Raw genomic sequence first — 23,456 nt, 5'->3', positions numbered from 1 at the left:
CGGGCTATTCCTCCAGCGGTCGATCAGCCTCCGCCGAATGACGGGCCGCCCGGTGCGCCCTCCCCGATCGAAGGGTCCGCCACACAACCGCGATCAAGGCGGCAAGGAGAACAGCCACGCCTATGACTGACAGCATGATCGCGGCAAAGCCGGCAAGTGAAACGAGAGTCGGCGTGAGATTTCCGCTCACTATCGAAGCGAGTAGCACACCTAGTGCCAGGAGCCCCATCCCGAGCAGCATCGCCCGATCGAGATCCGAAAAGATCTCGGTACTCGACTCGCCGTATTTCTTGGCGATGAGTTCTCGACGTTTGGCGAGCGCCTGGCGGCCCGGACTGGGTGGCATGTCTTTGAGGATCTCCGATAGCGCACGTAGTTCTTTGGCTTGGCGTGGTTCACCTCGCGAGGAAATGAATGAAAGAAGTCCAGAGATCACAACAAAGGTGCCCGTCACTGCCGCAGCCGCGATTACGATCCAATTGCTTCCCATAGTCGCTGAGCCTAGACAGCACGCCATCCTGACGATTGCCGTTTCGTGGCGATGTCGGCCGGCACGCCGCAGACCCGTGTCCCCGCCCGCCCCTAGGCTCGTACGGTGCCCTCCCCGACGCCGAACCCGCAGCCCGGCGACACCCAGCGTGGGGTGCCGCACCCGGACTCGGCGCCGACCCTGAACCGCGAGATCATCCGCCTCGCCGTACCCGCCCTCGGCGCGCTCGTGGCAGAGCCGGCGTTCCTGATGGTCGACGCGGCGCTCGTCGGGCACCTCGGCACGACGCCTCTCGCGGGGCTCGGCATCGCGTCGGCGGTCCTGCAGACCATCGTCGGACTGATGATCTTCCTGGCCTACTCGACCACGCCGGCCGTCGCACGACGGTTCGGCGCCGGCGAGCATGGCGATGCCGTGTCGGTCGGCATCGACGGCATGTGGCTGGCGCTCGGCCTCGGTGCGGTGCTCGCGGTGATCGGGTCCCTGCTCACCCCCGCGGTGATCCCGCTGTTCGGCGCCACTCCCGCAGTCGCAGCGCAGGCGGCCGCCTACCTCGCGCCGTCCATGTGGGGGCTGCCCGCGATGCTCGTCGTCTACGCGGCGACGGGCCTGCTGCGCGGCATGCAGGACACCGTCACCCCGCTGTGGATCGCGGGCATCGGCTTCGCCGCGAACGCGCTGCTGAACTGGCTCTTCATCTACGGCTTCGGCTGGGGCATCGCCGGATCCGCGTTCGGCACGGTCGTCGCCCAGTGGGGCATGGTCGGGGCGTACGTGCTCGTGATCGGGCGCCTGGCGCACCGGCACGAGGCCTCGGTCGCACCGGAGCTCGCCGGAATCCGCGGATCCGCGCGCTCCGGCGGCTGGCTGTTCCTGCGCACCGTGAGCCTGCGGGTGGCGCTGCTCGCGACGGTGGGAGTCGCGACCGCAATCGGCACGCGCGAGCTCGCCGGCTGGCAGGTCGTCTTCACCATCTTCTCCGCCGCGGCCTTCGCGCTCGACGCCCTCGCGATCGCCGCGCAGGCGCTCATCGGCAAAAGTCTGGGCGCGGCGGATCCGAACGGCGCCAGGCACGTACTCGCCCGCACCGTCGCATGGGGCGCCTGGTTCGGCGTGATCGTCGGAGTGCTCATCGCGGCGCTGTCCACCGTCATCGGGCTCGCCTTCACCGGCGACCCGGCCCTCGCCGCGCTGATCCAGCCCGCACTCATCGTGCTCGCCGTCGCCCAGCCGATCGCGGGCATCGTGTTCGTGCTCGACGGGGTGCTCATGGGGGCCGGCGACGCACGCTATCTCGCCCTCGCCGGCGGCCTGAACCTCGTGCCGTTCCTGCCAGCGCTCGCGATCATCGCGGCGACCGGGGTGAACGGCGTCGCGGGCCTGATCTGGCTCGCCGTCGCGTTCTTCGGCGTGTACCTGTGCGCAAGGCTGGCGACCCTCGGCCTGCGCGTGCGCACCGGACGCTGGCTCTCGATCGAGGTCTGACGAAGCGAGGTCTGACGAACGGAACGCCCGTCCAAAGGAGCCAGGATCCGACGACGCGCCGGGATCCGCACAGCAACAGCGCGGATCCCCGGTGCCTCGGGGTCGCCGTCAGCGCCGGCTGCGATGCATTTCACGCTCCTCGATCGCGTCGAGTTCGGCCGTGGCGCGCGCCCGCAGCGTGTCCGACAGCCCGCGGTCGCCGATCGCCCGCGGCACCACGGGGCGTTCCTCCGGCCGGCCGCGGTGCATCGCGTAACCCCATGTCGCGACGCCGAGGAGCGGCCCCCACAGCCAGAACGGCAGCACCAGCATCAGCTCGACGACGCCCACGGCGAGGGATCCGCGCGTCGTGGCGACGCGCAGCAGGTCCACGCCCCCGACCGTGAACATCACGGCCACGACCGATGCGGCGATCACCGCGAGTCCGGCGGGCACCGGACGTCCGCCGACGCCGCTCAGCCACTGCGGGAAGCGGTCCGCCCACGGCAGGCACAGGGCGAGCGTGAGCAGCCCGGCCGCGAGCATCGCCCCGCCGAGCAGCAGGCCCACCATCAGGACATCGGGCGTCAGGGCGGCCGGCGGCGCGAACAGCGGCCACGGCGTCAGCCACGTGAGGCGACAGAACGCGTACGGCAGCGCGCACAGCGCTGCGGCCACGGTGATCGCACGCCGGTGCCGCAGCACGCCCGCGGCGAACCGCCCGCGCACCGCGGGTTCGCCGATCGCCCAGGCGGCGAGCGCGCCCGCGGCGACCAGGTGCACGAACGAGACGGTCAGCTCGCCGAATCGCGGAGCGAGCGCCTCCAGCACGCGTGGCGCGAACGTGCCAAGCGGCAGCCGCAGCGCGGCGAACCCGACGACGCCGATCACGAGCAGGATCCCGGCCGCCCCGATCAACGGACGGCGCACCGTCAGCAGCACGAGACCCGCGACGACGAGCCCCGCCACGACGAGCACGAACGAGTACCCGGCGACCGGGATGATCCCGCCCGGGATGAGCGCCACCACCAGCAGCGCCACGGTCACGGCGATGATGCGCAGCCCGGCGGGCGCCGCGACGGCGACACCGACCGCGCTCACCGACGCGTCCGCCCGGCGCCCGCGCAGTCCGAGCACTCCGACGGCCACCGCGGCGAGCCCCGCCGCGATCGACACCACCGCCGCCGCGGGCGCGCCGACGACCGCCGAGACCAGGCTCGGGCTCGCCCCCGTGGGCACCACTCCGGCGAAGAGCAGTCCGATGGCGCCGAGCAGCGCGACAGCGGTGCCCAGCACGACACCGAGGATCAGCAGTGCGACACGCGTTCTGTTTCTCATGTTCGGCACGCTACGGATCCGGATCCGTCCTCCGCGTCGCCCCTGAGGACGGTTGCGGATCACCCGCGGGGATGATCCCGAGGAGCGCTGTCAGCGTCCGGGGCGGCGGATGCCGTTCTCGTAGGCCCAGATCACGACGTGCACGCGGTCGGCGAGGCCGAGCTTCGCGAGCACCGCCTTCACGTGCGTCTTCACCGTGTTCGCGCTGAGGAACAGTGTCCGCGCGATGTCATCGTTCGAGGCACCGGTCGCGAGCGCCCGCGCGACCTCCCGCTCCCGGCCGCTGAGCGGCGCGAGYGCGGTTTCGGGATCGACCGTGGGCCCGCCCTCGCGCACGAAGCCCAGCAGCGCCGCCGTCGCGCGCGGCGACATGGCCGCGTCGCCGGCGGCCGCCGCGACGACGGCGTCGGCGAGCTCCTGCGGCGCCGCGTCCTTCGTCAGGAACCCGCTCGCCCCCTCGCGGATCGCCTCGACGACGTACTGGTCGAGGTCGAACGTGGTGAGCATGAGTATGCGGATCCCGGACTTCAACCGCAGGATCTCCCTGGTCGCGGCGATGCCGTCCATGCCGGGCATGCGGATGTCCATCAGCACGACGTCAACCGCGTGGCCGCGGACGTGCTCGATGCCGCCCTGCGCATCAGCGGCGGTCGCGACCTCGGCGATGCGCGGGTCCCGGGCCAGCATGATCGCCACGGCCTCGCGGAACAGCTCCTGGTCGTCGACGAGCAGCACCCGGATCGTCATTCGCYGTCCCCCTCATCCGCCGGGCGCGTCACCGTCGCTACCCTGTCCGAGTCGCTCTCGCTCAGCACCGGGAGCTCGACCCGCAGCAGCCAGCCGCGGGATCCGGCGAGCCCGGACGAGCCGCTGCCGACGTCCGCAACCGGCCCCGCCACGAGCGACCCGCCCGCCAGCCGGAGCCGCTCGGCCAGGCTCACGAGACCGGTGCCTGTGCCGAGATCGGATCCGCTGCGTCCGGATCCGCCGTCGTCCTCGACCTCCGCGACCACGTGCCCCTCGGTCCAGGAGAGGCGCACCTCGACCCGCACCGGCGGCAACGCGTGCCGCATGGCGTTCGTGAGACCCTCGCGCACCGCACGGTGCAGCGCCAGCGCCGGCGCCGGGGCCAGGTCGCGGCGCTCTCCGCTCTCGGCGAGCTCGACCGCGCACGCGGGGCTGCGCACCGAGGCGATCAGCTCGGCCAGGGAGTCCGCCGTCGGCAGCGGCTCCTTGGGCGCGTCACCGTCGGCCGCGACGATCGCGCGCATGCCGCGCAATGCGTCGCGGCCCGTGTCCACGACGACGCCGAGCGCCTGCTCGCTGACGTCCGGACACTCGCGCACCAGCGCCCGCGCCACCTCGGACTGCGCGATCATGACCGTCATCGCGTGCGCCACCACGTCGTGCAGCTCGCCGCTGATGCGCATCCGCTCGTCCGCGATCGCCTGCTGCACGCGCACGACGGTGCGCTCCTCGGCCCGGCTCGTCGCGAACCGCACCAGCAGACCGCACGCCCACGCGGCGGTCGCGCTGGCAGCGAGCCCGAGGAAGGCGCCGAGCCGCAGCAGCCCCACATCGGCGCCCGACCCGGTCCCGGACCCGAAGGACGGCTCGGCCCACGCGATCATCCCTGCACCCACGAGCGCGACGGCCAACGCGATGACCGACAGCCGCACCCGCTCGCGCACGGCGACCTGGGCCAGGCAGAGCAGGTAGACGACGACCGAGGGGTGCATGGCCGCAGAGGCGTCGCGCGCCGCGGGGATCAGCACGAGCAGCAGCATCACGGCGCTGGCCAGGAGGAATGCCGGCCTCGGATGCCGCACCGCGAGCAGGGACGCGCCGTGCAGTGCGGCGAAGGAGAGGGCGAGCCCTGCGGTCACCAGGGGCGCCGCGTGCGGCGTCGACCACGCGAGCGAGGCGAGACTGATCGGCAGCAGCAAGACGAGGGCGGCCAGCGCCACGATCAGCACGGTGCCGCCGCGCCCGCCGCTCCGCGCCTTCCCTGTCCGCACGTCCCCATGCTCGCACGCGGCTCTGCGCGCGTCCTCACCCGTGCGAGTGAGACGGATCCGGATCATGGCGTCAGCCGGCGTGCCTCCGGCACCACTCGTACATGATCACGGCCGCGGCCGCTCCGGCGTTGATCGAGCGGGTGGATCCGTACTGCGTGATCTCGACGTGCCCTGACGCCGCCTCGAGCGCCTCGTCCGACAGCCCGGGCCCCTCCGCGCCGAACAGCAGCACGCAGCGCTCCGGCAGATCCGCCCGGTCCACGGGCACGGCGCCGTCGAGGTTGTCCACGGCGATGATTGGGATGCGCTCGGCCTCCGCCCACGCGGTGAACGCCTGCACGGTGTCGTGGTGCATCACGTGCTGGTATCGATCGGTGACCATGGCTCCGCGCCGGTTCCAGCGCCGTCGTCCGATGATGTGCACGGTGTCGGCGAGGAACGCGTTGGCGCTACGCACGATCGAGCCGATGTTCATGTCGTGCTGCCAGTTCTCGATCGCGACGTGGAAACCGTGCCGCCGGGTGTCGAGGTCCGCGACGATCGCCTCCATCCGCCAGTACCGGTAGCGGTCCACGACGTTGCGCCGGTCGCCGTTCGCGAGCAGCTCGGGATCGAGGTGATCTTCGGCAGGCCACTCCCCCTCCCACGGGCCGACGCCGTGCGTGGGCTCCGGTTCGGGCGCGGGCTCGGGAGCACGCGCTGGCTCGGGTGCAGCAGTGGACTCGGGCGTGGGCTCGGACTCGCCGACGACCTCTGGATCCTGCATCCCGCCAGCGTATCTGCGCGCGATCCCCCACCCGGCGCTGTCGAGCGGGCGCGCCCACCTCGGGTCGTCGAGCGCGCACGCCCGCGAACGGGATCCGACTATTTCGGCGCACCTAAAAGTGGGGTAGGTTTTCGGTGTGCCTAAATCCACGGTGACCTTCGCACCCTCGCGCGCCGATGCCGCGGCGTCCGCCCGCGGTGCGGCGCTGCTCGGCCCTGCGCTGGTGGCAGGAGTCGCCTATGTGGACCCGGGCAACGTCGCCAGCAACATGACGGCGGGAGCAGGCTACGGCTACCTGCTGGTCTGGGTGGTCATCGTGGCGAACGTGATCGCGTGGCTCGTGCAGTACCTCTCCGCGAAGCTCGGCGTCGTCACCGGGCGCAGCCTCCCCGAGCTGATCGGCGACCGGCTGCAGCACCGGTTCGCGCGGCGCGCATACTGGCTGCAGGCCGAGCTCGTCGCGATGGCGACCGACATCGCCGAGGTCATCGGCGGCGCGGTCGCGTTGCAGCTGCTGTTCGGGATCCCCCTGCTGCTCGGCGGCCTCATCACGGGCGCGGTCTCGATGGCGCTGCTCGCCGTGCAGGGCCGACGCGGCGCCCGGCCGTTCGAGTTCGTCGTGATCGGCCTGCTCGCCGTGGTCACCATCGGGTTCCTCGCCGGGCTGCTGGTCGCCCCGCCGGATCCGTCCGCCGCCCTCGGCGGGCTCATGCCGCGCTTCACCGATTCCGGATCCGTGCTGCTCGCCGCCTCGATCCTCGGCGCGACGATCATGCCGCATGCGATCTACGCGCACTCCGCCCTCGCCAGGGACCGATTCGGATCCGCCCCCGTGCACCCGGGCGGAGACCCCGAGCCGACCACGCGCACCCCGATCGCGCGGCTGCTCACCGCCACCCGATGGGATGTCACCCTGGCGATGGTCGTCGCGGGAGCCGTGAACCTCGGCATGCTGCTGCTGGCCGCCACCACGCTGCCCGGTGTGGACGGCACCGACTCCCTCGAGGGCGCGCACGCCGCGATCAGCGCGCAGCTCGGGCCGCTCATCGGCACCCTGTTCGCGGTCGGCCTGCTCGCGTCCGGCCTGGCCTCGACCGCGGTGGGGGCGTACGCGGGCGCCGAGATCATGCACGGCCTGCTGCGGATCCGCATCGCGATGCCGGTGCGGCGACTCATCACGCTCATCCCGGCGCTGCTGATCCTCGGGCTCGGCGTCGACCCCACCTTCGCCCTCGTGCTCAGCCAGGTGGCGCTGTCGTTCGGGATCCCGTTCGCGCTCATCCCCCTCGTCGCGCTCACCGCCCGGCAGCGCACGCTCGGGCGCTACGCCAACCGACCGTGGACCACGATCGCGGGCATCATCGCCGCCGCCCTGCTCATCGCGCTCAACGCCGTGCTGCTCTGGCTGCTGCTGAGCGGGTCCTGACACCGGACCGGATCCGGCGTCCGCGTTTCCTGACCGCGAGACTGCAACGGAGTAACGAGACAGCGACTCAGGCGTGCAGTCTCGTTACTCAATTGGAGTCTCGCGGTCGAAGGGACCCGGATCCGGATCCGGATCCGTTCTCGGGCACGGCCGGCGAGCCGCTCCCGTCCTCCTGGACCTGAGCCTCCGCCCGGACTTCGGCCCGGGTCTCCGCTGCTCTCGCCGTCGCCTTCGCGGCGTCCACCTCGGTCGCGACGTCCTGCGCGTCGACGTCCGTCGCGGCCGCCCCACCGGTCTGCGCCGGTACCAGGGCGCGGGCGATGCCCTGCAGCTCGGCGATCATCTCGAGCTGGCGGCGATTGATCTCCAGCAGCGCCTCGATGTCGACCCTGGCGGCGACGTTGGTGTCGAAGTCGTGGTGAGCGAGCGCGGCGGAGATCGCGTCCTGCCGCTTCGCGGCGATGAGCAGGATCGCGCCCTGCAGACCGGCCAGCATGCTGAGGAACAGGTTCAGCAGGATGAACGGATAGGGATCCCACGCCGTGCTCTTGATCGTGTTGAGGGTCCACCACACCGCCATGAACAGCACGAACCCGCCGACGAAACCCCAGCTGCCCATCGCGTTGCGCAGGCGATCGGCAGACCGCTCCCCCAGTGTGAGGTGCTCCTGCGCCTGTTCGTGCCAGGTGCTCTCCGGCAGCGGCCGTGCGCTGCTCTCCGGCAGTCGCCCGAGGAACGCATCGAGGTCCTCGCTCGAGATGGCCTGCTGGCTCGACATGGTCTGCTCCCTCGCCCGCCCGCGCCGTCGCGGGGTCGGATCCAGTCTCCTGCGTCGTCCCGGCATGCCACGGCGGCGCGCTGAGCGGGGCGACGCGGCGGTCCTGGCGGATCCGGCCCCGTCCCCGAGGCCGGGCCGCAGCTCACACGTCCGGATCCATCGGACGGACGATACGGCCCAGGCAGGACCCACAGCCTCCGCCGGTAGGCTCGAGGGATGGCCAGATCCCGCCGCCCGTCCGCCGCGCAGCGCGCCGCCGAGAAGGCCGAGGCGCAGGCATCCGCACGCCGGGCCGTACGCATCTGCACCTGGGCATCGCTCGTCACAGGCGCACTCGGGATCCTGCTCGTCGCTCTGCCGAAGCTGCTGCCGGCGGGCGGCCCCTGGGTGCAGCTCGCACTGGGCGCCCTGACCCTGATCCTGTCGTTCCGCGCTCGTGCGATCGGCATGCGCGGCGTCGAGGACTTCGACGGTCGGCTCTCGCTGCTGGGCGCGTTCGCCGGCTTCGGGATCATGTTCTTCGCCGGCCAGGCCGCGTTTCCCTGAGCACGGCCTATAGGTCGTGCTCAGGGGGACGACTCGAAGGTGGGAGGACAACGGCGGCGGTTAGGCTGGACCCGTGGCATCCCCCGCGGCCGACGACTACCTGAAGACGGTGTTCGCGCACACCGAATGGCAGCCGGCGCCGATCACGCCGTCGCAGCTCGCCGCGAAGCTCGGCATCGCCCCGTCCAGTGTCACCGAGATGGTGAAGAAGCTCGCTGCCGCCGGCCTCGTCTCGCACGTGCCCTACGGTGCGGTGCGCCTCACCGAGGAGGGCGAGCAGCGCGCCCTCGCGATCATCCGCCGACACCGCCTCATCGAGACCTGGCTCGTGCGCGAATTCGACTACGCGTGGGACGAGGTGCACGACGAGGCGGAGGTGCTCGAGCACACCATCAGCGACCGCCTGCTGGAGGGCATCGACGCACGCCTGGGACGGCCGCGATTCGATCCGCACGGTGATGCGATCCCCGACGCCGAGGGCCGCATCGACCGCGAGCCGTTCGTGCTGCTCGCCGATGCCGCCACAGGCCACGAGGGCCGGGTGCTGCGCGTGGACGACCGTGATCCCGAGCTGCTGCGCGCTCTGGAATCCGCGGGCCTGGTGATCGGCGGCGAGGTCGTCGTCACCAGCGACGGACTGCGGATCGAGGGCTCCGATGTTCCGCTCCCCTCCGACGGCGCCGACGCGGTCTGGCTGTCGGCCTGACTGCGGGCAGCCGGATCGGTGGGGGCGCTGTCATCCACCCGTAATCCGGGAGTCCTAGGCTGGGCGCATGGCACAACGCGACGACATCGAATGCTGGCTCACCGACATGGATGGTGTGCTCGTGCACGAGAACGACGCCATCCCCGGGGCGTCCGAGCTGCTCGCCGGTTGGGAGAGCAGTGGCATCCCCTATCTCGTGCTGACGAACAACTCGATCTTCACCGCGCGCGACCTCTCCGCGCGTCTGCGCACCAGCGGGCTGAACGTGCCGGAGGAGCGGATCTGGACCTCCGCGCTCGCGACGGCCGACTTCCTGCAGCAGCAGCTCCCCGGCGGATCCGCGTTCGTGATCGGTGAAGCCGGGATCCTCACCGCCCTGCACGACGCGGGCTTCATCATGACCGAGACGAACCCCGACTTCGTGGTGGTCGGCGAGACCCGCAACTACTCGTTCGAGGCGATCACGAAGGCCATCCGCCTGATCAACGACGGCGCCCGGTTCATCGTCACCAACCCGGACGCCACGGGCCCCAGCGCGGATGGGCCGCTGCCCGCCACCGGCGCGATCGCCGCACTCATCACGAAGGCGACGGGCAAGGATCCGTACGTCGTCGGCAAGCCCAATCCGATGATGTTCCGCTCGGCGCTCAACAAGATCGGCGCGCACTCCAAGCGCACCGGCATGATCGGCGACCGCATGGATACCGACGTCGTCGCGGGCATCGAAGCGGGCCTGCACACGATTCTCGTGCTCACCGGGATCAGCGACACCGCCGAGATCGAGAAGTACCCGTTCCGCCCGGACGAGGTCGTGCAGTCGGTCGCCGATCTGCTCCCCCGCATCACCGAGACGATCCGCACGATCCCGCAGAAGGCCCCCAAGACCAAGGGCTGATCCATGGGCGCACTCGACGAGGGCGAGCGGGTCGTCGCCGCCGACGCCGCCGCCTGGCGGGCCTGGCTCGCGGAGAACCATGCGACCGCGACCGGCGCCTGGCTGGTGCGGCCGCGGCCGGGGAACGACGATGTGCACGTCGGCTACGAGGAGGCCATCCTGCAGGCGCTCTGCTTCGGATGGATCGACGGTCCGGTGCGCAGCTTCGATGAGCGGATCGGCGGGCTCTGGTTCGCGCCGCGCCGCGCGTCCAGCGGCTGGGCGGCGACGAACAAGGCCCGCATCGCCCTGCTCGAGGAGGCCGGCCTGCTCGAGGCCGCGGGGATCCGCGCGATCGAGGTCGCCAAGGCCAACGGCGCCTGGAGCGTGCTGGACGGTCCCGAGGCCGGCATCGAGCCGGACGACCTCATCGCCGCGCTCGACGCATCCCCTGCTGGGCGCGCGGGATGGGACGCCTTCCCGCCGTCGGCGAAGAAGGTCGGCCTGACGCAGATCGCGATGGCGAAGCGGGCCGAGACCCGGGCCGCGCGGATCGCGAAGATCGTCGCCGACGCGGCGGAGGGGAAGCGGCCATGACGTCGAATCCGATCATCTGGGTCGCGGCCGTCATCGCGCTCGGCTCGCTCGCCGCGTGGATCGTGCAGTTCGTGCGCAACCGCCGTGGTGGCTCCGCCCGCGACCGCGGCGCCTGGTGGGAAGGCCCCTGGGATGAGGACGACAAGGGCTCACCCGGTCGTTGAGCGCCCCTCGACTACCGGACCGGTGAGCGCGCCATTCCACAGGACTTTCGCACTTCTGTAGGACGGATCCGTGGATTCCGTCCTACAGAAGTGGAGCCTTCCTGGATCTACGCGCGCAGCACGAGCTTGATCTATGCGCGCAGCACGAGCGCCGCGGCGCCGATGAGCGGCCCCTCGTCGCCGAGACCCGAACGGACGACGCGCGTGCGGCGGGAGTAGTCGTGCTGCGCGCTCTCGGTGAGCGCGGCCTGGACGAGGTCGATGTAGTCCTCGGCGACGCGGGAGAATCCGCCGCCGATCGCGACGACCTCCAGATCCACGAGCGTCGAGGCGTCGGCGAGCGCCGCACCCACCGTGCGAGCGGAGCGCTCGATCGCGGCGCGCGCGATCGCATCCCCCGCCTGCGCGTCGCGGGCCAGATCCTCGCCCTGCTGTCCCGACCATCCCTGCGTGCGGGCCCAGGCCACGCTCGCAGGACCGGAGGCGACCTGCTCCACGGTGAGCTCGGGTGTCGCATGCACCTGGCCGAGGTGGCCGGCGTTGCCCGAGGATCCGGGCAGGTAGCGACCGTCCACGACGAACCCACCGCCGACGCCGGTCGACACCACGATCGACAGCGATGCCGCGGCGCCGCGCGTGGCGCCGTACCGTGACTCGGCCAGCGCGAGGCAGCCGCCGTCGTGCGCGAGCACGGTCTCGACCGCGGCCCCGTGCACCTCCTCTGCGGCGGAGCGCACGGCGTCGCGCAACCCGAAGCCGTGCGCGCCGGGCATGTTCACCGGGACGATCGTGCCCTGCACGCGGTCCACGGGGCCCGCGCTGCCGATGCCGGCGCCGACCAGCTCGTCATCCGCGCTCAGCCCGGTGAGGGCGTGGGCGACGACCTCCCCGACCGCGGCGCGCAGCGAGTCGAAGGTCGCGTCGGGGCCGGTCGGGCGGCGGCTGCGCGTGCCGTCCACCACGGTGCCGTCGGCGCGCACCAGGGCGGCCTCGAGCTTGGTCCCGCCCACGTCGACGGCGAGCGCGACCCGGCGGTCTGCGGATCCGGATCCGGTCATGCGATGCTCCTGATGTCGGGGACGGATGCACGATCCGGGGACGGATGCAGGACGGGATCCGGGATCCGATCGTGCAGACGTCGCAACGTCGTGCAGACGTCGCGGAGAGCCGCGGCCGAGGTCGCGGCGAAGGTCACTGCGGGTCGAGCCCGAGGTCGTCGAGGTCGATCGCGGCGAGCCACTGCAGGCCCGCTGCCTCGATCGCGGCCTGCGCGCCGGTCTTGCGGTCCACGATCGAGATGACGGCGACCGGCTCGGCGCCCGCGGCGCGCAGCACCTCGACGGCTTTCAACGGGGATCCGCCCGTGGTCGAGGTGTCCTCGACCACGACGACACGCTTGCCCGTGACGTCGGCGCCCTCGATCTGACGCCCGCGGCCGTGGTCCTTGGGCTCCTTGCGCACCACGAAGGCGTCGACCGGAGCTCCGGCGCGCACCGACTCGTGCAGGACGGCGTTGGCGATCGGGTCGGCGCCGAGCGTGAGACCGCCGACGGCGGCGATGTCGCCGAGTCCCTGCATCAGGTCGAGCACGATGCGCCCGATCGCGGGCGCGGCACGATGGTCGAGCGTGAGCCGGCGCATGTCGACGTAGTAGGTCGCCTGCTTGCCGCTGGCCAGCGTGAAGTCTCCGTGGAACACCGCCTCGTCCTTGATCAGGGCGATGAGGGCCTGGCGGTCGGCTTCGAGTTCGGGGGTGCTGAGCGTCACAGGATCAGTCTAGGGCGGAGGGTTCAGGGCTTGGATGGCCGACCGGACCCGATGCGGCCGGGACGGCATCGGTTCACGAGGGCGCACCGCGTACCGGACCGCAGGAGCCGCGCTCGATCAGTCGTGCCTCGCGACGTACCGGCGGTTGCACCGCGACGCCAGGTTCGGAGATCTCGCGCATCAGCACGTCGAACGCGGTCTCGCCGATCCCGTCCGGATCGATGTCGATGACCGTGATCGGCGGGCGCCAGGCGGAGAACCAAGAGACGTCCTCGACGCAGATAAGGCTCAGCTCGTCCGGCACAGACACTCCCGCATGGACGAGTTCGGGGAGGACTCCGAAGATCGCCTCATGGTTGGCCACGAGGAGTGCTGTGAACTGCTCCCGATGCTCCAGCAGCGTCGCGGCCGCTGACACGCCGAACTCCGGCGTGAACGGTCCCGAAAGCACGAGTCCGGTGTCGATCGGCGCGCCTGCGGCCGCCATCTCATCCGAGAAGCCCTGGAAGCGCTCCATGCCGGATGCCAGCTCGAGAGCGCCTCCGATGTACGCGATCCTTCGATGTCCGAGCCCCAGCAGATGTCTCGTCGCCGCCCGGGTGGCGCCGACGTTGTCGGGCAGCACCACTGGCAGATGCAGCCCGGACGGGTTTCGGATCATGCCGACGATCGGCGTCCCTGAGTCGATCGTCTGGTTGATCAGCTCGGCGTTCTCGACGGACCCCATCAGGATCAGCCCGTCCACGCGGCTCTCCGCGAACGCTTCGATGACGCCCGCCTCGACCAGCGGGTCGCCGTTGGTCACACCGAGAAGCACCTTGTACCCCGCTTCCCGCGCGTGCCGCTGCACGACCTGAGTGATCTCCTGGATCGATGCGTTCACCAGGTTGGTCACGGCGAGCCCCAGAAGGTACGAGCGTCCACTGCGAAGCCCGCTCGCGAGCCGGTTGACCCGGTATCCGACGTCCTTCGCGCTCTGCACCACGCGTGCCCTGGTACCGTCATCGACGCTCGGATGACCCGACAGCGCCCTGGACGCGGTCGATCGCGACACGCCCGCCGCCTTGGCGACATCGATGATCGTCGGCATCCGAACCCCTATCCCTGTTCTGCGGCCCAGAGCCGCGTGGCGATCCGCTCAAGGAAGTCGTAGCCTCCGACGAACGGCTTCGGATCGATCGACGGCGATGCGCACTCCGAGGTACTCGCACGGACGAGGGCGATCAGACGATCGATGCCCGCGGAGATCGGATCGATCACCGGGATACCGCACTCTTCCTCGAGCCACTCGGCATGCACCCCGAGCGGCCCTCCGCCGAGAACGATGCTGCGCACGTGCGGATCTTCGACGATCCGCGTGGCCGCGTCTCTCAGCAGCACGCGGACGGCGGCGGGGTCCGCCGCGGCGAGCACGGGTACGGGCAGCGCCTCGATCCGTCGACAGCCGGACTCGACCCCGTTCGCGCGCAGCATCGCGCGCACGGTTGGCACGGAAGCCGGCTGAATGGTGAGCACCGCGAACTCGCCGAACCGTGCCGCGAGCAGTGTGGACGCCTCGCCGATCCCGACCACGGGCACTCCTGCCAGTTCACGGCTCGCAGACAGACCCGGGTCGCCGAACGCCGCGACGAGTACGCCGTCGGACCGATGATCGATCACCTCGTCCGCGACCGCCAGCCCGGCTATCGCCATGTCGACCGCGGTCTCCACCGATGGCGTGCCCCAATGGGCGCTGCGCGCTTCGGCGCTCCACCCGGCGGGAAGCGCACGCCGGACGCGCTCGTCGATGAGTGCGGTGACGGCGTCCGTCGTGTTCGGGTTGAGCACCAGCAGGTGCCCGTGCCCTCCGGCTGCATCGATCATGCGGGAAGTCTTTCACACACTTGACAATCGCGACTCGAACATGGGATCGTTCCCATACGAGCATGAAGGGGAACACGTGTCCGAACTCTCGACCGCAACGGAGGCGTACCGCCCCGAACCACGCGACCTGATCGGCTACGGCCGGCACGGCCGCACCGTCACCTGGCCCGGCCGCGCCAGGATCGCGGTCAACCTGGTCGTCAACTACGAAGAGGGCTCCGAGTACGGCGCCGAACCCGGTGATCTGGAGGTCGAGCCGCCCCCCGAGCTCGGCTACCCGTCCTCCACCCACGATCTCGCGACCGAGTCGATCTACGACTACGGCTCACGGGCCGGGATCTGGCGCCTTCAGCGCATGCTCGACGACTACGGGCTGCCCGCGACGTTCTTCGGGTGCGCACGCGCCTTCGAGCTGAACCCCGAGGTCGGCGCCTACATCCAGGAGGCCGGCCACGACGTCTGCGCCCACGGCTGGCGCTGGGAGAAGATCTCGACGCTCGCACCCGAGGTCGAGCGGGAGCACATCGCGCTCGCCGTCGACTCGATCGCCCGGACGTGCGGCACCCGCCCCTACGGCTGGTATTCGCGTGCGCCCCGGTCCAAGCACACCCGCGAGCTCCTCCAAGAGGAAGGCGGCTTCGTGTACGACTCGGAATCGTTCGCCGACGACCTGCCGTACACCGTCGACGTGCGCGGTCGTTCCTCGCTCGTCATCCCCTACACTTTCGTGACCAACGATTCGAAGTTTGCCCCCGGCCAGAGCTTCTCCTCCGCGGTCTCCTTCCTGGACGACTGCCGGCGCGCGTTCGACTGCCTCTACCGCGAGGGCGAGCACTCGCCGAAGATGCTCACGATCGGACTGCACAGCCGCATCATCGGTCAGCCTGCACGCGCCGAAGCGCTCCGCGACCTGCTCGAGCACATGCTCCGCCACGAGGGGGTCTGGTTCGCCCGGAGAATCGACATCGCCCACTGGTGGCTGAGCGAGGTGGAGCGCACCCCGTTGCAGGCGGATGCCTCGCTCAGCCGCCTGCTGCAGGCGGCCCGCCCTCTCGTCTGATCCGTCCGCCTGACCGATCCCCGCACCGAAGGAGAAGAGATGCCCGCATCCGCAGACCTGCCCGAAGGGCTCTGGACCGGGGGGCGCCTCACCATCGTGCGCCACGCGCCGCAACCCGGATCAGACTCGGCCTCGCTCCTGGAGGCGTGGATGAGCCCGGGTCAGGGCCCGAACGCCTTCCTGCACGAGCGCACGGACACGCTGTACCACCTGTTGGAAGGCGCGATGACCTTCCAGGTCGACGGTGTGCTCACGACGCTGCGCCCGGGCGACTCCGTCTTCGCGGCACGCGGAGTCGCACACACCTACCGGGTCGACGGTGACACCGTGGCACGCGTGCTGATGATCGGCACGCCCGGATCCCCCTGGGTCGACTACTTCCGCGCCATCGGACAACCCGCCCCCGCATTGAGCCTGCCACCCGCCGACTTCGTGCCCCTGCCGATGGACACGGTCCACCGCGCCGCCGATGCGAACGGCATGCGCTTCGTCGGTACGCGCCTGCCCGGCGCCAGCCGCACGGGAGCGAAAAGCCCCGACGACGACCACTGACCCGCAGAAGGAGCCCCATGTACGCGCACGTAGCCATCCACGAACCCCGCACCGACCGCCTCGACGATACCGAGCGCATCCTGCGCGAGATCTCGGCCGGGGTCATCGCCCCCGCTGACGGGCTCATCGACCTCTATATGGGCCGCAGCCTCGACGGCAGCCGGATCTTCGCCATCACGATGTGGCGCGATGAGGAAGCGGCCCGGCGGACTCTGCCGGCCATCATCGATGCCGTCACTGCGACCCCAGTGCACGGCTGGGCGGCCGTGCCGCCGCGCGTCGTTCGACTCGACGAACTGGTCTGAGGTTCGCCCGGGAACAGCACAAAGGGGGAGGCGTCACGCGTCTCCCCCTTTGTGCTGTTCCCGGGTTCAGACCGCCGGTCGTGCCGCCATCCGAGCCCGCTGCACGACCGGATCGGGCACCGGGCTCGCCGCGATCAGCTCGCGCGTGTACTCGGCCTGCGGAGACGCGAAAACGTCCCTGGTCGGGCCCGACTCCACAAGGTTGCCGTGTTCCAGCACGGCGACCGTGTCGCACAGATGCCGCACGACTGCGAGATCATGTGCGACGAAGAGCATCGAGAGGCCGAACTGCCGCTGCATCTGCTTCAGCAGGTTCACCACCTGCGCCTGCACCGACACGTCCAACGCCGACACCGGCTCGTCGCAGATCAACAGCCGGGGCCGCATCACGATGGCACGGGCGATCGCGATCCGCTGCCGTTGCCCACCCGAGAACGAGGCGGACCGCCGGGGCAGATGCTCTTCCGCGAGCCCGACGCTCTCCAGCGCCTCGACGACCAGCGCTCGGCGCTTGGCACGGGACAGGCCGGGCTGCTGGAGCCGCAGGCCCTCGCCGACGAGGCTCTCCACGGTCATCCGGGGGTCGAGGCTGGAGTATGGATCCTGGAACACCATCTGGACCTCACGTCGGAACGTCGCCCAGTCGGCGCGCGAGGCACCCACCATGTCCGTGCCGTCGAAACGGATGGTCCCGGAATCCGGCCTCTCGAATCCCATCACACACCGGATCAATGTGGATTTGCCCGATCCGGATTCGCCGACGAGACCCGTCACCGACCCTTCGGGCACGGACAGCGCGACGTCGTTCAGCGCGTGGGTCTTAGGCCGCCCCGACATCGAATAGGTCTTGTGGAGGCCCTCGACCTCCAGCAGTGCACGCTCGCTCATGCCGTCTCCTCCATGGTCCGCAGGTGGCAGGCCACCTGACCTGCACGATCCGGCCGTTCAGAGAGCAGCGGAAGCGTCGCCCGGCAGATCTCCATCGCGAACGGGCAGCGCGGATGGAACGCGCAACCGGAGGGACGGCTGCCGGGCGCGGCCGAGGCCCCGGGCATCGCGACCAGCTCCGCCTGATCCTCGTCCAGCCGTGGAACCGCCGCCAGAAGCCCCTCGGTGTAGGGATGCGAGGGCGATGAGTAGAGCACGTCGACCGGAGCGTCCTCGACCTTGCGGCCCGAGTACATCACGGCGACGCGATCCGCGAATCCGGCGACGACGCCGAGGTCGTGGGTGATCAGCAGCACTGCCACCCCGCGCTCGCGGGCGGCGTCGTCGATGAGCCGCAGCACCCGCTCTTGCACCCGCGTGTCCAGTGCCGTCGTCGGCTCGTCCGCGATGAGTACTTTCGGCCGGGCGATGAGCGCGATCGCGAGCGCGACGCGCTGGCGCATGCCTCCGGAGAACTCGAACGGGTACGCCCGCATCCTCGCCTTCGCGTCGACCACGCCGAGGCTGTCCAGCGTCTCCTCCGCAGCCTTCAGCGCGTCGCGCTTGCTCACGCCGCGGATCCGCAGCGGCTCGGCGATCTGGTCGCCGATGGTGCGCAGCGGGTTCAGCGTGCGCAGCGGATCCTGGAACACCATCGAGACCTGGGCTCCGCGCAGTGCCCGCATCCGCTTCTCCGGCAGCCCGACCAGCTCCTGACCGTCGAGCTTGACGGAGCCGGTCAACGTCGCACTGTCATCCAACCGCATGATCGCGCGCGCAGTCACGCTCTTCCCCGAGCCGGACTCGCCGACCAGGGCGACCCGCTCGCCGGGCGCGATGCGCAACGACAGCTCATCGACGATGCGGATATCCCGCCCGGCGCTGTTCATCGTGACGCTCAGATCGGTGATGTCCAGGATGGAGTCTGGCGCGGCTGACCCGCCGCCTTCGAGCCGAGGGCTTGCGCTCATGATCATCGCCTTCCCTGCGACGGATTGAACCGGGCCTGCAGCACCTCACCGAGCAGGCCGAACGCGACAGCGGCGACCATGATTGCGAGGCCGGGTGCGACCGTGATCCACCACGAGGTCAGCACGTAGCTGCGGCCGTCGGCGGCCATCGCGCCCCATTCCGGGCTCGGCGGCTGTGCGCCGACGCCGATGAAGGACAAGCTGGCGAGGATCAGAGTGATCCCTCCGATGCTGAAGGCCGTGTCGACGATGGCCACGTCCAGCGAGTTCGGGATCACGTGCCGGAACACGACGTTCCACTTTGACGCCCCCTGCGATCTGGCCGCTTCCACATATGGCTCCTCCATGTTCTTGCGCATCGAGCTGCGCACGATGCGGGTGGTGCCCGGCCACATCGCGACGATCAAGGCGATGATCGCGGACTGGAGGCTGGGGCCGAGCGCCATCGCGATGCCGAGCGCGAGGATCAGCGCGGGGATCGCGAGGACGATGTCGCACAGACGCATCACGGCCTCGTCGAGCCACCCGCCGGCCAGCGAAGCCAGCGCGGCGATGATCACGCCGATGACGCCGGCAGACAAGGCGATCACGAGGGCGGACAGCAGGGTCGTGCCCGCACCGGTCATCAGCCTCGACAGGACGTCGCGGCCACTCTCATCCGTGCCGAGCAGGTGCTGGGGGCCCGGCGGGATGAACGCCTTGCCGAGGTCGACCAGGAACGGATCGTTCGGCGCCAGCAGGCCGCCGAACGCCGCCAGCAGCACCAGGAGGACGACGAGCCCGACGACGACGCCATCGAACCAGAGCTGCTTCGCCGGGCCCAGGCGACCGCGCAGACCACCAGTCGGGCTGCCGCCGCGGAAGACCTTCAGAACGGTTGTCGACATTACGAGCTCCTCGTCACCATGCCACGACGGACACGCGGGTCGATGGCAAGCTGGAACAGATCGACAAGCAGGCTCACCAGCAGGACGATAGCTCCGATGAACAGCACCGTGCCCAGTACCGCGAAGGTGTCCTTCTGCAGCACCGAACTGGTGAGGTAGGCCCCCACACCGGGGCGCGCGACGATCGACTCGATGATGACGGCGCCGCTGAGCATGTAGCCCACCTGCAGGCCGAGCACCGTGACCATCGGCACGATCGCGTTGGGCAGCGCGTGCCGGATCAGGATCCGCCCCGTGCTCGCACCCTTCGAACGAGCCATCAAGATGTACTCCTCGTGCATCTCGTTCAGCATCGAGGTCCGCAGCGTGCGGATGATGACCACGGTCTGTGGCAGCGCAAGGACGAACACCGGCAGCAGCAGGTGCAGGAACGCGTCGCCGAACGCGTCGGGCTGCCCCGACAGCAGAGAGTCGACCAGCAGCAGACCAGTGACCTTGGGGACCACGTACTGCGTCGAGAGGACTCCGGAGATCGGGATCGCCTGGCCTGCGGCCAGCCCCAACTGCAGCATGAAGGCGGTCCAGAACAATGGCATGCCGGCGGCCGCGATGGCCACGACACGGACGGTCCCGTCGATGAAACCGCCCTTGTTGGCGACGACCAGCAACGCGATCGACACCCCGAAGATCACGACCGTGACCATCGACAGGAGCACCAGCTCCAGGGTCGAGGGGAAGGCGTCTCGCAGGTTGTCGGCGATCGGCTGGAACGTCGACGTGGATGTCCCGAGGTCGCCCTGGACCAGCCGCATCAGATATCGCACGTACTGCACGATCAGCGGCTGATCCAGGCCGAGCCTCTGCCTCGCCTGCTCGATCATCTCGGGTGACGCACCCTCGCCTGCGGCGATCTTGGCCTGATCGCCCGGGATCACCGCGATCATCAGGAAGACGATCGTGATCAGGGCCCATAGGCTTATCAGCGCGAACGCCAGCCTGCGCAGAAGAAAGTGAATCACCTCGAGCCGCCCCTTCCTACTTGGTCGTCAGGGACATGGGGTTGAGCAGGATCCGCGCGGGGTTGGCCTCCAGGCCCTTCACGTTCGCGGACATCGAGTACTCCCACATCAGGGTGTTCACGGGCCGGAGTGCGAAGTCCTTCGCCGCGAGCTTCTCAATCTGGACGTAGAGGACGTCACGCGCCTTGTCGTCGCCGGCCACCTGAGCCTGGGCGAGCAGCGCGTCCACCTGCGGGTTCGCGTACTGGCTCTTGTTGGAGCCGGTGCCCACGAACTTCGAGTTGAGCATGCCATTCAGCAAAGCCTGCGCGGCGGGGTACCGCGGGTACTCGGAGGCGATCGCCAGGTCGGGCGTCGTATCGACAGAGGACAGCGAAGCCAGGTAGTTCTGGAACGTCGTCGACTGCAGTTCGAGGTCGATGCCGATCTTCTTCAGACCGGACTGGAGCAGGATCGCCGCCGGCTGCTGGTCCGGGCGGGTCGGCTGGTAGACCATCGTGAGCTTCGCCCCCGACGCACCGGCCTCGTCGACGAGCTTCTTCGCCCGGTCCAGGTCGATCGCAGGCGCGGCAAGGCCTGCGTCATAGCCGAGCAGCGGGCTGCCGATCTGGGCCGCGACCTGACCCTCGCCACCGTAAGTGTTCTTCAGGAACGCCTCGTAGTCGAATGCCAGCGAAATCGCCTCACGCACCCGTGGATCCGCGGTGACGCCCTTCTGGGTGTTGAAGAAGAAGTAGTTCAGACCACCGCTCGGGATCGTCCCTGCGGCGAAGCGGGAGTCTTTCGCGATCTCCTGGACGTCCTTGTGCGGCAACAGGGACATGTTCGCAGAGCCCGACTTCAGCGCCGCTGCCACAGCCGCGGGCTCCGTGATGTTCTGCATGATGAATGTCGACGGACGCCCGTTCAGCGGCGCCCAGTACTTCGGGTTCAGCGTCATCTTGACGATGTTCCCCTGCGTGTAGTCCGAGAGCGTGTAGGCACCGCTGCCTGCCGCGTGGGCGGCCAACCATGCCTGGGCGTTGTCTGCGCCTGCGTGCTTCTGCACTTCCGTCGAGTTCAGCACGTACACCTTGCTCAGGGCGCCGACGAACGTCGCGTCGGCGTCCTTCAGAGTGACCGTCACGTGCTGGTCGTCCGTGGCGGTCGCCTTGTCGACGCCGCTCAGCAGACCCGCGACGCCGGCACCGGCTGCCTGGCTGCGCTCGATGGAGTACACGACGTCCTTCGCCGTCAGCTTCGTGCCGTCCGTGAACGTGATGTCTTTGCGGAGCGTGAGGTCCACGCTCTTCATGTCGGCCGCGGCCTTCCATTCGGTGGCGACCCGCGGGACGATCTCGCCCTTGCTGTTGTAGTCGATGATCGAGTCGTAGAGCAGGTCATCCGGCATGTCATTCTGGACCGTCGTCGCGAGGAGCGGATCCAGCGTGTTGAGCGGGGTGAGCAGAACAAGCGGCTTGCCCGGGGCGGCCGCTCCGGTGGGAGCGCTGCCGCCGCCGTTCGACGTGCCGCCGCAGCCGGCGAGGAGCAGCGCTCCGGCGACGATCGCGCCGGCGATCAGTGAACGAGTGCATCTTTGCATTTCGCGTCTTTCTTTTGAGGGCAGGGATTCGGGTTGCAGGGTTCGGGGTCAGCTCTGCGGACGGTCGGCGGCGGCCCGCGCACGTGCCGCCTGTGCGCCGAGCGCGACGCCACGGTAGGCGTCGAGCGCAGGCTTGCTGCGGAAGGTACCGTCGGCGACCACCTTGCGCAGGCCGGTGAAGTTCCACGGGTCCGGGCTGCGCGGAGCCGGCGGCTCCTCTTCGAGGCCGGACCAGCCGTGGTAGAAGGCGCCGAAGATGTTCAGCGACTCGCGGTTCTCCGCGAGCGCGATCAGGGCCTCACCCACTCGGGCGGCCTGTCCGGCTTCGTCGTACATGTTGGGGTTCGGCGGGTCGAGACGACTGACCCCGAGCGCGGACGAGAAGCTCAGCTGGCTCATCACGACGGGCAGGTCGCCGTCACCGTGGTGGGCCATCACCTCGCGGTTCACCCGGATCGCGTCGAGCAGACCGTCGGCGTCGGCGGGGAAGACATGGAGGCCGATCGCGTCGGCCGCACCTCGATATCCGGCGCGGTAGATGCTGTCCAGCAGCTCGGGCCTCACCGCTTCGGGGCCGATCCCGGTGCCGAGCACGATCGAGCCGGGATCCGCATCCTTAGCCGCGTCGTGACAGGCGTGCGCGATCTCGACGAAGTAGTCCACGTCGAACGGCTGCGGCATGAAGGCGGGGCGATCGGGCTCCTGCCAGGGCTGCCACAGGCGGATCGGCTGAGGAGGGATGTCGGGATTCTGCACCCAGAACGTGCCGTCCGGCCCATACCGCTCGATGAGGTCGCGCTGGAAGTTGGCGATGTCCTCGGTGTGCTCCGGTACTCCGCCGAACGCCGTGAAGCCGAATCGGGAAACCTCCCCGGGGCGAAGACCACCGGTCGCCCACGGCGGGGCGCCCCAGATCGTGCCGACCATGCGCAGGCCGTTGCGCGCGGCCGTCCCGACGATCGCGTCGGTGCGGATGAAGTCCGAGACCGTTTCGATATGCCCTGTGAAACGCGGCGCATACCAGAGCTGGATCTGGTTCCAGAGGAACGTCACGCGCAGCGTCTCCACACCGCTTTCCCGCATCAGGGCGAATTCGCGCTCCATGGTGGGAACGGACATGGCGCTGTATCGGTCGTGATGCACGCCGAAGAAGCCGTAGGGCACCGGATTCGCGCTGTTCATCGTCTGTGACAACTCCTTCACTGGAGGGTTTGGGATCGTTCCCATGCACGTACGATACCCCCCAAACCACTCGGACGCAAAGAAAAACAAGAATTGCTGTACGACCGTACAGACAAGCATTCGGATTGTGACCGACCGCGCCCCGCGTCGGCGGTTCTGATCGGCCACGGGCCG

Annotated in this window: 26 protein-coding genes; 10 read left to right on the top strand and 16 right to left on the bottom strand. The window is 69.8% G+C overall.

Features of this window, described 5'->3' with window-relative positions; genetic code table 11:
* Positions 1-4 precede the first annotated feature (4 nt).
* The gene (locus tag AB4078_RS16190) at positions 5-490 is read right to left on the bottom strand and encodes a hypothetical protein (protein ID WP_441977986.1); all 486 of its coding nucleotides are present in this window, start codon (positions 488-490) and stop codon (positions 5-7) included.
* Between the two features lie 153 nt (positions 491-643).
* On the opposite strand from AB4078_RS16190, the gene AB4078_RS16185 reads away from it, so the two are divergent.
* Positions 644-1,975, top strand: a complete 1,332-nt coding sequence (locus AB4078_RS16185; RefSeq protein ID WP_441978085.1) for an MATE family efflux transporter — start codon at positions 644-646, stop codon at positions 1,973-1,975.
* Positions 1,976-2,083: 108 nt separating this feature from the next.
* Here AB4078_RS16185 and AB4078_RS16180 read toward each other — a convergent pair whose 3' ends face one another.
* The 4 genes from AB4078_RS16180 to AB4078_RS16165 form a co-directional block, all read right to left on the bottom strand.
* The gene (locus AB4078_RS16180; RefSeq protein WP_441977985.1) at positions 2,084-3,292 is read right to left on the bottom strand and encodes a hypothetical protein; all 1,209 of its coding nucleotides are present in this window, start codon (positions 3,290-3,292) and stop codon (positions 2,084-2,086) included.
* A gap of 90 nt (positions 3,293-3,382) precedes the next feature.
* Entirely contained in the window at positions 3,383-4,039 is a 657-nt protein-coding gene (locus tag AB4078_RS16175) for a response regulator (RefSeq protein ID WP_440734362.1), read from the bottom strand.
* The gene (locus AB4078_RS16170; RefSeq protein ID WP_441977984.1) at positions 4,036-5,310 is read right to left on the bottom strand and encodes a sensor histidine kinase; all 1,275 of its coding nucleotides are present in this window, start codon (positions 5,308-5,310) and stop codon (positions 4,036-4,038) included. The genes AB4078_RS16175 and AB4078_RS16170 overlap by 4 nt, the downstream gene beginning before the upstream one ends.
* Before the next feature lie 70 nt (positions 5,311-5,380).
* A complete protein-coding gene (locus AB4078_RS16165; RefSeq protein ID WP_441977983.1) occupies positions 5,381-6,076 on the bottom strand; it encodes a TrmH family RNA methyltransferase in 696 nt (231 codons plus the stop codon).
* A 136-nt stretch (positions 6,077-6,212) separates the two neighbouring features.
* Between AB4078_RS16165 and AB4078_RS16160 the strand changes: the two genes are divergently transcribed.
* Positions 6,213-7,502, top strand: a complete 1,290-nt coding sequence (locus AB4078_RS16160) for an Nramp family divalent metal transporter (protein ID WP_441977982.1) — start codon at positions 6,213-6,215, stop codon at positions 7,500-7,502.
* A gap of 88 nt (positions 7,503-7,590) precedes the next feature.
* Here AB4078_RS16160 and AB4078_RS16155 read toward each other — a convergent pair whose 3' ends face one another.
* Positions 7,591-8,280 carry a DUF1003 domain-containing protein gene (locus AB4078_RS16155; protein WP_441977981.1) on the bottom strand — a complete coding sequence of 230 codons (690 nt, stop codon included), beginning with the start codon at positions 8,278-8,280 and terminating at the stop codon, positions 7,591-7,593.
* Positions 8,281-8,496: 216 nt separating this feature from the next.
* On the opposite strand from AB4078_RS16155, the gene AB4078_RS16150 reads away from it, so the two are divergent.
* The 5 genes from AB4078_RS16150 (at position 8,497) to AB4078_RS16130 (ending at position 11,167) form a co-directional block, all read left to right on the top strand.
* Entirely contained in the window at positions 8,497-8,826 is a 330-nt protein-coding gene (locus AB4078_RS16150) for a hypothetical protein (RefSeq protein WP_441977980.1), read from the top strand.
* A 73-nt stretch (positions 8,827-8,899) separates the two neighbouring features.
* Positions 8,900-9,532 (top strand): metal-dependent transcriptional regulator, encoded by a 633-nt coding sequence (locus AB4078_RS16145; RefSeq protein ID WP_441977979.1) that lies wholly within the window; start codon positions 8,900-8,902, stop codon positions 9,530-9,532.
* Positions 9,533-9,599: 67 nt separating this feature from the next.
* Positions 9,600-10,427: an HAD-IIA family hydrolase gene (locus tag AB4078_RS16140; RefSeq protein WP_440734369.1), complete on the top strand. Its 828-nt coding sequence runs from the start codon at positions 9,600-9,602 to the stop codon at positions 10,425-10,427.
* A gap of 3 nt (positions 10,428-10,430) precedes the next feature.
* A complete protein-coding gene (locus tag AB4078_RS16135) occupies positions 10,431-11,003 on the top strand; it encodes a YdeI/OmpD-associated family protein (protein ID WP_441977978.1) in 573 nt (190 codons plus the stop codon).
* The gene (locus AB4078_RS16130; protein WP_441977977.1) at positions 11,000-11,167 is read left to right on the top strand and encodes a hypothetical protein; all 168 of its coding nucleotides are present in this window, start codon (positions 11,000-11,002) and stop codon (positions 11,165-11,167) included. The genes AB4078_RS16135 and AB4078_RS16130 overlap by 4 nt, the downstream gene beginning before the upstream one ends.
* Before the next feature lie 131 nt (positions 11,168-11,298).
* Here the strand turns inward: AB4078_RS16130 and AB4078_RS16125 are convergent, their stop codons facing one another.
* From AB4078_RS16125 to AB4078_RS16110, 4 genes are all read right to left on the bottom strand, one after another.
* Complete coding sequence (locus AB4078_RS16125) at positions 11,299-12,225, bottom strand: ROK family protein (RefSeq protein ID WP_441977976.1); 927 nt, start codon at positions 12,223-12,225, stop codon at positions 11,299-11,301.
* A gap of 133 nt (positions 12,226-12,358) precedes the next feature.
* Positions 12,359-12,934, bottom strand: a complete 576-nt coding sequence (pyrE, locus tag AB4078_RS16120) for an orotate phosphoribosyltransferase (RefSeq protein WP_441977975.1) — start codon at positions 12,932-12,934, stop codon at positions 12,359-12,361.
* 73 nt (positions 12,935-13,007) lie between these two features.
* Positions 13,008-14,024, bottom strand: a complete 1,017-nt coding sequence (locus AB4078_RS16115; RefSeq protein ID WP_441977974.1) for a LacI family DNA-binding transcriptional regulator — start codon at positions 14,022-14,024, stop codon at positions 13,008-13,010.
* An 8-nt stretch (positions 14,025-14,032) separates the two neighbouring features.
* Positions 14,033-14,797: an aspartate/glutamate racemase family protein gene (locus AB4078_RS16110; RefSeq protein ID WP_441977973.1), complete on the bottom strand. Its 765-nt coding sequence runs from the start codon at positions 14,795-14,797 to the stop codon at positions 14,033-14,035.
* 76 nt (positions 14,798-14,873) lie between these two features.
* On the opposite strand from AB4078_RS16110, the gene AB4078_RS16105 reads away from it, so the two are divergent.
* From AB4078_RS16105 to AB4078_RS16095, 3 genes are read left to right on the top strand one after another with little or no spacing between them, the layout of a single operon-like run.
* Positions 14,874-15,857 (top strand): polysaccharide deacetylase family protein, encoded by a 984-nt coding sequence (locus tag AB4078_RS16105; RefSeq protein ID WP_441977972.1) that lies wholly within the window; start codon positions 14,874-14,876, stop codon positions 15,855-15,857.
* A 39-nt stretch (positions 15,858-15,896) separates the two neighbouring features.
* On the top strand, positions 15,897-16,409 hold the full coding sequence (locus tag AB4078_RS16100) for a cupin domain-containing protein (protein WP_441977971.1): 513 nt from the start codon (positions 15,897-15,899) through the stop codon (positions 16,407-16,409).
* Between the two features lie 17 nt (positions 16,410-16,426).
* Positions 16,427-16,714, top strand: a complete 288-nt coding sequence (locus AB4078_RS16095) for an antibiotic biosynthesis monooxygenase (RefSeq protein WP_441977970.1) — start codon at positions 16,427-16,429, stop codon at positions 16,712-16,714.
* A 66-nt stretch (positions 16,715-16,780) separates the two neighbouring features.
* Here the strand turns inward: AB4078_RS16095 and AB4078_RS16090 are convergent, their stop codons facing one another.
* The 6 genes from AB4078_RS16090 to AB4078_RS16065 are packed head-to-tail and all read right to left on the bottom strand — an operon-like array spanning position 16,781 to position 23,450.
* Positions 16,781-17,602, bottom strand: a complete 822-nt coding sequence (locus AB4078_RS16090) for an ABC transporter ATP-binding protein (protein WP_441977969.1) — start codon at positions 17,600-17,602, stop codon at positions 16,781-16,783.
* Positions 17,599-18,612, bottom strand: coding sequence for an ABC transporter ATP-binding protein (locus AB4078_RS16085; RefSeq protein WP_441977968.1), 1,014 nt, complete (start codon positions 18,610-18,612; stop codon positions 17,599-17,601). The genes AB4078_RS16090 and AB4078_RS16085 overlap by 4 nt, the downstream gene beginning before the upstream one ends.
* 2 nt (positions 18,613-18,614) lie before the next feature.
* Positions 18,615-19,499, bottom strand: coding sequence for an ABC transporter permease (locus tag AB4078_RS16080; protein WP_441977967.1), 885 nt, complete (start codon positions 19,497-19,499; stop codon positions 18,615-18,617).
* The gene (locus tag AB4078_RS16075; protein ID WP_441977966.1) at positions 19,499-20,518 is read right to left on the bottom strand and encodes an ABC transporter permease; all 1,020 of its coding nucleotides are present in this window, start codon (positions 20,516-20,518) and stop codon (positions 19,499-19,501) included. Before AB4078_RS16075 ends, AB4078_RS16080 begins: the two co-directional genes overlap by 1 nt.
* 16 nt (positions 20,519-20,534) lie before the next feature.
* Positions 20,535-22,100 carry an ABC transporter substrate-binding protein gene (locus tag AB4078_RS16070; protein ID WP_441977965.1) on the bottom strand — a complete coding sequence of 522 codons (1,566 nt, stop codon included), beginning with the start codon at positions 22,098-22,100 and terminating at the stop codon, positions 20,535-20,537.
* Between the two features lie 48 nt (positions 22,101-22,148).
* On the bottom strand, positions 22,149-23,450 hold the full coding sequence (locus AB4078_RS16065) for a hypothetical protein (protein ID WP_441977964.1): 1,302 nt from the start codon (positions 23,448-23,450) through the stop codon (positions 22,149-22,151).
* Between the last annotated feature and the right edge of the window lie 6 nt (positions 23,451-23,456).

Source organism: Microbacterium sp. 2MCAF23, assembly GCF_052115565.1.
Lineage (GTDB): Bacteria > Actinomycetota > Actinomycetes > Actinomycetales > Microbacteriaceae > Microbacterium.
This window is presented reverse-complemented; position numbering and strand designations above follow the sequence as displayed.